Origin of the sequence: Halobaculum marinum (assembly GCF_029338555.1) — an archaeon.
In the GTDB taxonomy this organism is placed as follows: domain Archaea; phylum Halobacteriota; class Halobacteria; order Halobacteriales; family Haloferacaceae; genus Halobaculum; species Halobaculum marinum.
Genome location: NZ_CP119989.1, coordinates 704,321 through 716,732 on the forward strand (window position 1 = coordinate 704,321; position 12,412 = coordinate 716,732).

Annotated in this window: 10 protein-coding genes; 8 read left to right on the forward strand and 2 right to left on the reverse strand. The window is 69.9% G+C overall.

Going from position 1 to position 12,412, the window contains the following annotated elements; genetic code table 11:
- The first annotated feature begins 87 nt into the window (after positions 1-87).
- The 6 genes from P0R32_RS03690 (at position 88) to truA (ending at position 4,953) form a co-directional block, all read left to right on the forward strand.
- The gene (locus P0R32_RS03690; RefSeq protein ID WP_276238583.1) at positions 88-543 is read left to right on the forward strand and encodes a 30S ribosomal protein S19e; all 456 of its coding nucleotides are present in this window, start codon (positions 88-90) and stop codon (positions 541-543) included.
- A gap of 177 nt (positions 544-720) precedes the next feature.
- Entirely contained in the window at positions 721-1,074 is a 354-nt protein-coding gene (locus P0R32_RS03695; RefSeq protein WP_276238584.1) for a DNA-binding protein, read from the forward strand.
- A gap of 7 nt (positions 1,075-1,081) precedes the next feature.
- On the forward strand, positions 1,082-1,672 hold the full coding sequence (locus P0R32_RS03700; protein ID WP_276238585.1) for a DUF7411 family protein: 591 nt from the start codon (positions 1,082-1,084) through the stop codon (positions 1,670-1,672).
- A gap of 81 nt (positions 1,673-1,753) precedes the next feature.
- Positions 1,754-2,638 (forward strand): EamA family transporter, encoded by an 885-nt coding sequence (locus P0R32_RS03705; protein ID WP_276238586.1) that lies wholly within the window; start codon positions 1,754-1,756, stop codon positions 2,636-2,638.
- A gap of 90 nt (positions 2,639-2,728) precedes the next feature.
- The gene (hisS, locus tag P0R32_RS03710) at positions 2,729-4,045 is read left to right on the forward strand and encodes a histidine--tRNA ligase (protein WP_276238587.1); all 1,317 of its coding nucleotides are present in this window, start codon (positions 2,729-2,731) and stop codon (positions 4,043-4,045) included.
- A 5-nt stretch (positions 4,046-4,050) separates the two neighbouring features.
- The gene (truA, locus tag P0R32_RS03715; protein ID WP_276238589.1) at positions 4,051-4,953 is read left to right on the forward strand and encodes a tRNA pseudouridine(38-40) synthase TruA; all 903 of its coding nucleotides are present in this window, start codon (positions 4,051-4,053) and stop codon (positions 4,951-4,953) included.
- Positions 4,954-4,957: 4 nt separating this feature from the next.
- On the opposite strand, the gene P0R32_RS03720 is transcribed toward truA, so the two are convergent.
- Together P0R32_RS03720 and P0R32_RS03725 are read right to left on the reverse strand one after the other, a co-directional pair.
- Entirely contained in the window at positions 4,958-6,292 is a 1,335-nt protein-coding gene (locus P0R32_RS03720; protein ID WP_276238590.1) for a M28 family metallopeptidase, read from the reverse strand.
- A 437-nt stretch (positions 6,293-6,729) separates the two neighbouring features.
- On the reverse strand, positions 6,730-9,045 hold the full coding sequence (locus P0R32_RS03725; protein ID WP_276238592.1) for a methyl-accepting chemotaxis protein: 2,316 nt from the start codon (positions 9,043-9,045) through the stop codon (positions 6,730-6,732).
- Positions 9,046-9,216: 171 nt separating this feature from the next.
- Here P0R32_RS03725 and pepF point away from each other — a divergent pair, with 171 nt between their 5' ends.
- Positions 9,217-11,019, forward strand: a complete 1,803-nt coding sequence (gene pepF, locus P0R32_RS03730; RefSeq protein ID WP_276238594.1) for an oligoendopeptidase F — start codon at positions 9,217-9,219, stop codon at positions 11,017-11,019.
- 95 nt (positions 11,020-11,114) lie between these two features.
- The gene (gene pan2, locus P0R32_RS03735) at positions 11,115-12,350 is read left to right on the forward strand and encodes a proteasome-activating nucleotidase Pan2 (RefSeq protein ID WP_276238596.1); all 1,236 of its coding nucleotides are present in this window, start codon (positions 11,115-11,117) and stop codon (positions 12,348-12,350) included.
- Positions 12,351-12,412: the final 62 nt, after the last annotated feature.

Genomic DNA, 12,412 nt, shown 5'->3' on the forward strand with positions numbered 1-12,412 from the left:
TCGATTGCCGGTTTACCCCCGCGTGGACGCCTCACACGGGGGCGGTGATACGACGGCTTTAAACCGAACGACGCTGAAATCGCCCGTATGGTTACCCTCTACGACGTCCCGGCGGCGGACCTCATCGACGAGGTCGCCGCTCGACTGGAGGATCGCATCGAGCAGCCGGAGTGGGTGCAGTTCACCAAGTCCGGACAGGACCGCGAGCTCCCGCCTCAGCAGGAGGACTTCTGGTTCCGCCGGGCGGCTTCGCTGCTGCGCAAGGTCGCCGACCGCGGCCCCGTCGGCGTCGAGCGCCTCGCCACCGAGTACGGTGGCGCCAAGCGCGGCTCGAACCGCTACATCGTCCAGCCCCCGAACCACGAGGGCGGCTCGCGGAAGATCATCCGCGTCGCGCTCCAGCAGCTCGAAGAGGAGGGCTTCGTCGAGACGGCACAGGGTGAGGGCCGCCGCATCACCGACGAGGGACGTTCGTTCCTCGACGAGGCTGCCGGCGACGTGCTGAGCGAGCTCGACCGGCCCGAGCTCGAGCGCTACGCGTAAGCTCGCCACCGATCGACCGTTCTTCACACCCGACCCGCCAGCGGCAGCGCTCGTCCGGCACCGGGACCCCGGGGCCCGCGTGCCATCCGTCGAACCCGGCCGCCGTCGGCACCCCGTAACCGCGCAGTACACGCACCCACAACCGTTTTGACCGCTCGCCGGCAACTTCGATCCGACATGAGCGAGACTCCCGACGACGACCGACTGGAGAAGCTCCGCGAGCAGAAGATGCAGGAGCTCCAGGAGCAGGCGCAGGGCCAGCAGGCCGACGAGGAGGCACAGCAGGCCGCCCAAGAGCAGGCCGAGCGCCAGCAGGAGGCGCTACTCAAGCAGTACCTCACCGACGGCGCGCGCCAGCGGCTCAACGCCGTCGAGATGAGCAAGCCCGACTTCGCCGCGCAGGTGAAACAGCAGGTGACGGCGCTGGCGCGCAGCGGTCGCGTGAACGGTCGCATCGACGAGGACCAGATGAAGGAGCTGCTGCGCGAGCTCCAGCCGGACCAGAAGAGTTTCGACATCCGCCGCCGCTGACGGACGCGTGGACCTCGCGCTCTGCTACAGCGGCGGGAAAGACTCCTCGCTCGCCGCACTCGTCCTCGATCGCTTCTACGACGTGACGCTGGTCACCGCCACCTTCGGGCTCACCGACGACCACGAGCACGCCCAAGCGGCCGCCGAGTCGCTCGGGTTCCCGTTCGACACCATCGAACTCGACCGCGTGGTCGCCGAGGAGGCGGTCGAGACGATGCGTGCGGACGGCTTCCCCCGCAACGGGATCCAGCGCGTCCACGAGCACGCGCTGGAGTCGATGGCCGAGCGAGACGTGGACGCCGTCGCCGACGGCACCCGCCGCGACGACCGCGTGCCGACCATCTCGCGTGCGTTCGCCCAGAGCCTCGAAGACCGCCACGGCGTCGACTACCTCTCGCCGCTGTCGGGATTCGGCCGCGGCGCCGTCGACCGCCTCGTGGACGAGACGCTGGAGGTGGAGTCGGGCCCCTCTGAGGAGGTGCCGAAGGCCGACTACGAGGGTGAACTCCGCGCCCTGTTGCGCGAGCAGGGCGGGGAGGCGGCGGTCGGGGAGGTGTTCCCCGCCCACGAGCAGACGTACGTGCGCGGGCGGCGCTGAGGCAGCCGCCCGACACCCCACCACCGACTCGCGCGCCGCCACATCCGGGCGGTTTTCTCCCTCCACCGCACACCGTCGTGTGTGTCGTCGTTCGTCTCCCCGGGCATCGCCGTCGCGCTCGCCGCCGCGGTGCTGTGGGGCGTCTACCTCTTCTCGATCAAGCGCTACCTCGCGGGCGTCCCCGCGACCGTCCTCACCGTCGCGGTGAACGCCTGTGCGCTGGCGTGGTACGCGCCGGTCGCCGTGACCCAGTTGTCGGCGGCCGACGTCCCCGACCCCGCCGGCCTCGGCGTCGGTGGCGTGCTCGCGCTCGTCGGGAGCGTCCTCGGCGTCGCCGCGGGGTACGTGTTCGTCGTGAACGCGCTCGCGCTCGGCGAGGTGTCGTACGTCACGCCGATCAACAAGGTGGTCCCCGTGTTCGTCCTCCCGCTGGAGGTCGCACTCCTCGGGGCTGACATCCCAGTGTTGGCGGTCGCCGGCATCGCGGTCGTCACCGTCGCGGTGTACGCGGCGAACTACCGCGGCGGCGACCCGGTCGAACCGCTCCGCAGAGCCGTGACTGCGCGACCCGCCCAACTCGCACTCGTGTCGGCGGTCGCGTACGCCGTCGGCGACGTGTCGAAGCGCGCGGCGCTGGACCGGGTCGGCCTCCCACCGGAGGCGCTCGTGGTGCTCGTCCTCGCGGGCGTCCTCCTCGTCCTCCTGCCGCTGGCGGTCCGCGACTGGCCCGCCGAGGTGCCGCCGGCGACGACGTTTCTCGCGCTGGGGCTGGTCGTCGCGGGCGCCGAACACCTCACGAGCGTCGCATTCGCGGCGCTGCCCGCCAGCATCGCGTCGCCGGTCGTCAACACGCAGGCTATCGTCGCGGTCCTCCTCGGCGGGGTGGTCCTCGGGGAAGAGCGACTGGGTGCGCGCCTCGTCGCCGCGGGACTGGCGGTCGTCGGAGTCGGACTGTTGGCGGTGTGAGCCGGCGCCCAGCCGGGTCCGGGTGGTCGTCGCCGTCGCCGCGACCGCGAACCACGGGGTTAAACTCCCGGACCCGCGAGGTACCCGGTAATGCCCACCTACGAGCGCCTGAAGGGGTTCCGCGACTTCTACCCCCCCGAGATGGCCGTCCGCCGCGAGGTGGCCGACACGCTGGAGTCGGCCGCGCGCGGCTACGGCTTCCGCGAAATCGACACGCCGCGACTGGAGCCCGCGGAGATGTGGACCGACAAGTCCGGCGACGACATCGTCGACGAACTGTACGCCTTCGAGGACCACGGCGGTCGCCACGTCACGCTGTCGCCGGAGCTGACGCCGACGGTCGCGCGGATGTACGCCGCGAAGGCCCAGGAGCTGTCCAAGCCCGTCAAGTGGTTCTCGACGCGCCCGTTCTGGCGCTACGAGGCCGTCCAGCAGGGGCGCTTCCGGGAGTTCTACCAGACGAACATCGACATCTTCGGCTCGTCTGAGCCCGCCGCCGACGCCGAGGTGCTCGCGACCGCCGCCGACGCGCTCACCGACCTCGGACTCACGGCGGACGACTTCGAGTTCCGCGTCAGCCACCGCGACATCCTCGGGTCGCTGCTGCGCTCGTTCGACGCGGAAGTGGACGTGCGCGCCGCCATCCGGGCGGTCGACAAATCCGAGAAGGTCGACGAGACGGAGTACCTCGACCTGCTCAACGACGCCGGCCTCGGCTTCGACCAGGCCCGCCAGTTCGACGACCTGCTGGGCGTCACCGACCCCGCCGACCTCGACGAACTCACGGCGTTCGCGCCCGACTCGGACGACCTCGCAGCGGCGGTCGACAACCTCCGTGCGGTGCTCGCCGCCGCCGACGACTTCGGGGTCGGCGACTACTGCGACCTCTCCTTGCGCACCGCTCGCGGCCTCGACTACTACACCGGCGCCGTGTTCGAGTGCTTCGACGCGACCGGTGAGATCGGTCGCTCCGTCTTCGGCGGCGGTCGCTACGACGACCTCATTGAGGAGTTCGGCGGCCAGCCCACCCCCGCCGTCGGCGTCGCCCCCGGCCACGCCCCGCTCGGTCTCCTCTTGGAGCGCGCGGGCGTCGCCCCCGACGCCGCCATCGAGACGGACTACTACGTCCTCCGCGTCGGCGACACGCGCGACGTCGCCGCTCGCGTCGCCCGCGACCTCCGGGCGAAGGGACACGTCGTGGAGACGGACGTGGCCGGGCGGAGCTTCGGCGCCCAACTCGGCTACGCCGACTCGATCAACGCCGAGACGGTCGTGATCGTCGGCGAGCAGGACCTCGCGAACGGCGAGGTGACGGTGAAGGACATGGCGAGCGGCGACGAGACGACCGCGCCGGTCGAGGAGTTCCCCGGCGAGCGCGACCGTCCGACGTACGGCGACTTCGCGTAGGCCGGATGCCCACTCGCCGCGCCTTCCGCGTCGCCTACGACGGCCGCCCGTTCTACGGCTTTCAGCGCCAGCCCGACGTGTCGACCGTCGAGGGGACGCTCCTCGACGCGCTCGCGGCGCTCGGCGTGCTCGACCGCGACGGGCGCGGCGGCGACGGAGACGACGGTGACTCTGGCGGCGATAGCGACCGAACTCCGCCCGGCTACGCCGCCGCCGGGCGCACCGACCGCGGCGTGTCGGCGCTGGCCCAGACCGTCGCGTTCGACGCCCCCGACTGGCTGACGCCGCGGGCGTTCTCCAGCGAGTTGCCAGGGGGTGTCCGTGTGTGGGCGGCTGCGGACGCGCCCGCCGACTTCCACGCGACCCACGACGCCGCCCGACGGACGTACCGCTATCACCTCCACGCACCGGACGCCGACGCCGAGCGTGCCCGGGCGGCGGCCCGACGGCTCTCCGGCACTCACGACTTCCACAACCTCACCAGCGACCCGCGCGGGCCGCGGACTCGACGCGACCTCTCGGTGCGCGTCGGTGACGACACCGACGGCGACGGCGACGCCGCTCCAGCGAGCGAGGAGTTCCTCCGCCTCACGGTCGCGGCAGACGGGTTCCCGCGGGAGTTCGTCCGCCGACTCGCGAGCGTCGTCCGCGGCGTCGCCGTCGGCGACACCGGCCTCGACCGGGTCGACGAGGTGCTCGGTGACGACCCGCTGTCGGGCCCGCGCGGAGTCGCGCCCGCGGCGCCCGGGCCGCTCGTGCTGGCGGACGTGACGTACCCCGGCGTCGACTTCGACCCGGACCCCGAGGCCGTCGCGACGCTCCGGGAGGTGTTCCAGGGGCGTCGCGTCGACGCGCTCGCCCGCGGTCGCGTCCTCGGCGACGTGGTCGACGGGGTCTCGACCGACTAGCCCGTCACTCCCAGTCGGCGGGCCACAGCCCAGCCGCCTTCATCCCCGGCTCGAAGTCGGCGTCGCGGAACGTCCGTTCCAGTTCGTACGGGTCGAGCACCGGCACCTCCGTTCGCTCGGCGGCCAACTCGCGGGCCATCAGCGCCGTCAACACGCCGTGTTCGCGGATGCAGCGGTCGTCGACCTTGTCGCGCGTGTCGGCGTGGGTGTGTCCCCAGCCTCGCCCCCGCTCGCCGCTGTCGGAGTGGAGTTGCAGCGCGGCCACGCCCCGGCGGACGAACGGCCACTGGTCGGAGAACGGGTGGGGATCCTCGCGCACGTGCACCGGCTGGCGGGTGGTCTCGCCGACGCGCTCGGCGACGTCGGCGGTCGCCGCGGAGGTGTGCGTCATCGCCACGAGGTCGCGGAACCGCCCCGCCCCGTCGACGTTGACGACGGCCTTCACCATGTCCAGATCCGTCGTCTCGGCGAGGTGCTCCGACCCCAGGAGGCCGGTCTCCTCACAGCCGACGGCGGCGAACCGGACGCCGATGTCGAGGTCGGCGGCCGCGAGCACGTGCGCGGCGACGACCAGCGTCGCGATGCCACAGCCGTTGTCGAGGGCGCCCTCGCTGATGTCGTGGGCGTCGTAGTGGGCCGTCGCGAGCACGTACTCGTCGGTTCGGGGGCCGACGTGGCCGAGCACGTTCTGTGACTCCCCGGGCACCGTCTCGGCGTCGACCGACAGTTCGACGGTGCCGGTGCCGCCCTCTTGGGCGTACTCGGTGAGCCACGCGCCCGTCTCCTTGCTGACGCCGACCGCGGGGATGGACGCCTCCTCGCCGAAGGTGAGCGACCCCGTCGGCGGCAGTTGGCCCGGGACGTGGTTGACGAAGACGAACGCCTCGGCTCCCGCTTCCGCGGCGGCGCCGAACTTCTCCATCCGGTGGACGAACCGCGAGTCGTCGGGCGTGGTGGTCGAGGCGACCGCGACCTTCCCGTCCACGTCGACCTCGTCGATTTCCGCGGGCGTGCCGTAGCCCACGTCGACCAACTCGCCGGCGGCCTCACCGCTCGGACAGTAGGGCAACGCGATCGCGTCGAACGGCCGGTCCCCGGGCGACGTGAGTCGCAGCGTCGTCTCGCCGCGGCGCCACTCGGGCGCGTCGAACGGCTCCTGTCGGACGCGGTCGAGGCCGGCGTCGCGGAACGCGTCGGCGACGAGGTCGGCTGCCCGGGCCTCGCCCTCGCTGGCGGCCATCCGGCTCCCCAGCGCGGTGAGGTCGGTGACGAACTCCCACGGGTCGGTGTCGGTCCACGCCCGGCCGATCGCCGCGGCGAGGTCGTCGTCGAGGTGCATGGCACGTGAGATCGCCGAGCGACGGCAAAAGTCCGTGGGTGCATCGGTGTGGGCGGCGTGTTGCCGCGCCATGGGCGCTCTTGTGATCCTCGCGATCTGCCACGCAGCCCACCACCAGTCCACGCGGTGACCCGCCACCAATCATCGCTGGGGCCGATTTGCTATCGCACTATGTGGTTTATGGCTGTGTTCGGCGCCTCGACACGGCTGACTCGCAGTGGGTGACTGACCGGTCGCGGCGTCGAACCGTGGGGCCCCGGCTCCGACTCTCTCGCAGGCGCTGACCGTGTGCGACGGTCGGGCCGACCGGTCGCTCGACGGCCACTGTGCAGTCACACGGTCCTCCCTGTTTGGGCACGGCGACCAGCCACTCGCACCGCTTGTCGTCGTTGCGTCGGGCAGTGCGTTCCGGGAGGGCAGCGCGGTCGCGCGGGTCGCTACCGCGCGTCGTCGCCGCCGTCGGTCGCGGCGGCGAGGTCGTCCGATTCGAGAGTCGGCTGTGGGGCAGCCGCAGCGTCGACGGTCCGCGTCTCGAAGCGGTCGGTGAGGCGGCGAAGCCCCTCGGCACGCTCGGCGAGTTGTCCGACCTCCGCGCTCACCTGATCGAGGGAGGCAGACTGCTCCTCGGCGGCGGCGGAGACGGTGCTCGCCTCCGCGGCGGTCTGCTCGCCCACCGCCGCGACCTCCTCGGCCATCGAGACGACCTCCTCGGTGGAGGTGGCCTGGTCGTCGGCGGCGGTCGAGATTGACTGCATCCCGTCGTTGGCCTCTTCGACGGCGTCGACCACGTCTCGGAGGGCGTTCAGCCCGGCTGCGACGGTCTCGCTCCCGTCGTCGACGCGGGTACGCATCTCCTCGATGTCTGCCACCGCGTCGTCGGTCGACGACTGCACGCCGTCGATGAGCGAGTCGATCCGCTTGGTGGCGTCGCGCGTCTCCGTCGCGAGCTGTTTCACCTCGTCGGCGACCACGGCGAATCCGTCGCCCTCGGCGCCCGCTCTGGCGGCCTCGATGGAGGCGTTCAGGGCCAGCGTGTTCGTCTGCTCTGCGATCCCGTCGATTAGGTCGACGACCGCACCGATCTCTTCGACCTCGCGTTTCAGTCCACGGACGACCGCGGCGGTCTCCTCGCTGTGTGATTCGATCGTGCCCATCTCGGTGATGGCGTCGTCGGCGAGTGTGCTCCCGCGCTCGCCGCGCTCGGCGGCAGTCTCCGAGCGGTCGGCGACCTGCTCGGCGGTGGCCGCGACCTCTTCGACGGTCGCCGACAGCGTCGCCATCTCGTCGGTCACGTCGGTGAGGTGGTCGGCCTGCTCGTCGGCGCCGGCGGAGATCTCCTCGACGGACGCCGCGACCTCCGTCGCCGCTCGCTCGGCCTCCTCGACGCCGTGGCTGGCGGTCTCGCTGACGCGGGCGACCTCGTCGGCGACGGCGTCGACGCGACCGAGCGCACGTTCGAGGTCGTCCATCATCTCGTTGAACGCCTCGCCGATCTCGCGCATCGCGCGGTCGTCGGTGTCGACGGCCATCCGGGCCGTCAGGTCGCCGTCGGCACACTCGGCCATCACGGCGCTGTAGTCGTCGGCGCGGTCGCGCATGCGCGCGGACATCGCCTGCGCCTGCTCACGCTGGCGCGCCGCCTCCTCGGCGGCCGCCGACGCCTCTGCGATCTGAGTCTTCAGCGAGTCGCGCATCCCGGCGAACGCCTCGTACAGTTGGCCGATCTCGTCGCTGCGGTCACTCTCGACGGCCACGTCGAGGTCGCCGTCCTCCAGCGCGTTCGCCTTGCGCTTGAGGTCGGTCAGCGAGCGGACCGTACTCCGACCGATAGTCACGCCGAGCGCGACCAGGCCAACGAGCGCGCCGCCGACGAGCAGGAGGATGTACTGCTCGACGGAGTCGCTGATGGCGTAGGCCTCGCTCGCTGGCACGTGGGTGACGACGACCCAGTCGGTCCCGGCGACCGGAGAGTAGCCGAGCAGGAAGCGCTCGTCGACGAGTCCGTCTACGGGGTCCATCGACACCACGTCGGTGTTGCCCGCCGCGCCGTCTCGGACGACGGCGGTGTCGGTGCCGAGTTCGTAGGTCGTGTCGAGATTGTCGCCGGTCTCGTCCATCATCACCTCGCCGTCGCCGGTGTCGACGACCATGGAGAAGCCGCCGGTGAACGTCGACTCGATGCTCGCAGACATGTTGGTCACGTCGGCTTTCACGACGACGATGCGGTCGTCGTCGTTGGCCACCTGCGAGACGAACGCGATAGTCGGCGTCCCCCCGGCGTCGTACTGGTCCGACCGATACACGTCGTCCGACTCGTCGAAGGACCGATCCTCGGTCGCCCACGCGGCCTCCTCGGCCGTGAAGACGTGCTCGTCACTGTCGTCGCCGGTGCTCGCGAGGACCTCGTTGGTCGTCTCGTTGACGTAGTACACGTCGTAGACGTCCGCCGGCAACGCGTCCGTCTCGGCGTCGAGGAACGCGTCGATCAGCACGTCGTTCCCGGTGCTCATCACGTCGTACCGCGAGACCATCTGTGCCGTCTGTCGCCGTTGACTCACCCACAGCGCCACCTTGTCGGACTGCGTCGCCGTCGACGTCGTCAACTCCGTGTCGACTTGGTGTTCGATCTCTGCCTTCGTCTGGGTGTACGAGTAGGCGCCGACCGAACCGGTGAAGACGACGATGGCGACGACGACGATAGTAAACTTGGCCGCGTAGCTCCCGCGAAGTCGGCCGGGTAGTATCTGCCTCATTTCACGAGATCCGCTTCGCGAAAACGGAGTTAACCTCGTGGGTCAAATTTTCCACTCTGATAGGGTTCACGGGGTGACACGTCGGATCAGTGATCCGACCGTCGTCGTCGGCAGCCAGATCGCCCGCGTCGCTTGACAAGACTTACCAGCGCCCACGGGCAGGTCCGAACAATGAGTTCGGTACCCGAACGATCGGAGATCGACGCGGAGTACAAGTGGAGCGTCGACTCCATCTACGCCGACGACGAGGAGTGGGAGGCCGCCTACGATGCGTGCGAGGAGCGTCTCGACGACGTCCGCGCGTACGAGGGGCGCGTCACCGAGAGTGCCGCGACGCTGCTGGAGTTGCTGGAGACGTACGAGGACGTGTTCCGCGACGTGGCGAAGGTCAGTTCCTACGCGCAGTTGCGCTCCAGCGAGGACACCCGCGACCAGGAGTACCAGGCGATGTCGTCGAAGGCGCAGGCGCTGTCGGCGGAGGCGTCGAGCGCGTCGAGCTACCTCGAACCGGAACTGCAGGAACTGGACGAGGCCGACTTCCAGGCGTTCGTCGAGGAGGAACCCGCGCTCGCCGAGTACGAGCACTTCGTCGACGACGTGCTCCGAATGAAGCCCCACACGCGCTCGGCGGAGGTGGAGGAACTGCTCGCGGACCTGAGCGAGGTCACCGGCGGCGCCGGCGAGGCGTACTCGATGCTCGCGAACGCGGACATGACGTTCCCGACCGTCGAGGACCCCGACGGCGAGGACGTGGAGATCTCGCAGGGTAACTTCACCACCCTCCTCCAGAAGCCCGACCGCGAGTTCCGCCAGCGCGTCCACGAGGAGTTCTACGGCGAGTGGAAGGAGGTGCGCAACACGGTCGGCACGACGCTCGCCAAGAGCGTGAAGAAGGACGTGAAGCTCGCGGAGGCGCGCAACTACGACACCGCCCGCGAAGCCGCCCTCGACGGGCCGAACGTCCCGGTCGAGGTGTACGACACGCTCGTCGACACCGTCCGCGACAACCTCGACTCGCTGGGTCGCCACGCCGACCTCAAGCGGAAGGCGCTCGGCGTCGACACCCTGGAGATGTGGGACCTGTACATGTCGCTGACGGGCGACGAGGGCCCCGACATCAGCTACGAGGAGGCCAAAGAGCACGTGATCGCGGCGGTCGAACCGCTCGGTGAGGAGTATCAGCAGCGCATGGCCGAGGGCCTGGAGTCGCGCTGGGTCGACGTGTACGAGAACCGCGGGAAGCGCTCGGGTGCGTTCTCCTCGGGGACGTACGACACCCAGCCGTTCATCCTGATGAACTACCAGGACGACGCCGCCTCGATGTACACGCTGGCCCACGAGTTGGGCCACTCGATGCACTCGGAGTTGGCGAAGGAGGCGCAGCCGTGGCAGGACGCCGACTACGAGATTTTCGTCGCCGAGGTCGCCTCGACGGTCAACGAGACGCTGCTCACGAAGCACCTGCTGGAGAACGTCGACGACGACGAACTCCGGATCCACGCGCTCGACCAGTACCTCGAACGCTTCCGCTCGACGCTGTTCCGCCAGACGATGTTCGCGGCGTTCGAGCAGGCGATCCACGAGCACGACGAGGCGGGCAAGCCGCTCACGCCCGACGTGTTCGACGAGTTGTACGGCGACCTGAAGGCGGAGTTCTACGGCCACGCCGACGCGAACGTCGACGACCACATCCGCCGCGAGTGGATGCGCATCCCGCACTTCTACTACAACTACTACGTCTACCAGTACTCGACGGGCATCTCCGCGGCCGCGGCCATCGTCGACCGCATCGAGCGCGAGGGCGAGGTCGCCGCCGAGGAGTACCGCGAGGCGCTCCGCGCGGGCGGCTCCGAGTACCCCATCGACGTGCTCGACATCGCCGGCATCGACATGACCGACAGCGGATCCATCGAGTCGGCCATCGCGGTGTACGACGACTACCTCGACGAGGCCGCGGCGCTGCTCGACCTGTAAGCAGGAGCGCCCGCGACGACGCGCGAACGGGGCGGAGGCGAACCCTCCCGCCACCCAAAGCCCCTTTACCGGCGCTACCCAAGCACGCACGAGAAATGTCTCGGAGTCCGTCCCTCCCCGACCGGCCCCGCCTCGATCTGGATCCCGACATGAGCGAGGCCGAGCGGCTGGAGGCACTTCGCAAGCACTTCGCGCGGATCGTCCAGGTGAACGATGAGTTGGACGACCGACTCGAAGAGGCAGAGGGTCGCCGGAACGACCTCCGCGAGGAGGTTGACGAGCTCAAGCGGCGCAACGAGACGCTGAAGACGTCCTCGCTGTACATCGCCACCGTCGAAGAGCTCACCGAAGACGGCGCCGTGATCAAACAGCACGGCAACAACCAGGAGGTGCTCACCGACCTCTCGCCGCGGCTGGACGACGAACTGGAGGCGGGCGACCGCGTCGCCATCAACGACTCGTTCAGTGTCCAGACCGTCCTCGACGACGAGACGGACGCCCGGGCGCAGGCGATGGAGGTCGACGCCTCGCCCGAGGTCACCTACGCCGACATCGGCGGCATCGACGAGCAGGTGCGCGAGGTGCGCGAGGCCGTCGAGGCGCCGCTGGTGAACGCCGACCAGTTCCGCGAGGTCGGCATCACGCCGCCCAGCGGCGTGCTCCTCCACGGCCCGCCGGGGACGGGGAAGACGATGCTCGCGAAGGCCGTCGCCAACGAGACCGACGCGACGTTCATCAAGATGGCCGGCTCCGAGTTGGTCCGGAAGTTCATCGGTGAGGGTGCCCGCCTCGTGCGCGACCTGTTCAAACTGGCCGCCGAGCGCGAACCCGCCGTCATCTTCATCGACGAAATCGATGCCGTCGCAGCCAAGCGGACGGACTCGAAGACCTCCGGCGACGCGGAGGTCCAGCGCACGATGATGCAGTTGCTCTCGGAGATGGACGGCTTCGACGACCGTGGTGAGATCCGCATCATCGCGGCGACGAACCGCTTCGACATGCTCGACGACGCCATCCTCCGTCCGGGCCGGTTCGACCGCCTCATCGAGGTGCCCAAGCCCGGTCCCGAGGGCCGCGAGCGCATTCTCGAAATCCACACGGCGGACATGAGCGTCGCCGACGACGTCGACTTCGCCGACCTCGCGCTCGAACTCGACGACTACTCCGGTGCCGACATCGCCGCCCTCACAACCGAGGCGGGGATGTTCGCCATCCGCGACGAGCGCACGACCGTCCACCGCGAGGACTTCGAGAACGCCCGCGAGAAGGTCGAGACCGACTCCGAGGGCCCCGTGTTCAACGACGGCGAGTTCGGGCGCTACCAGTACTGAACGGGCTCCGATTCGCGGCGCAGTCGTGTGGTTTTCCGCTCGTCCGGATCTGTTGAATTCAT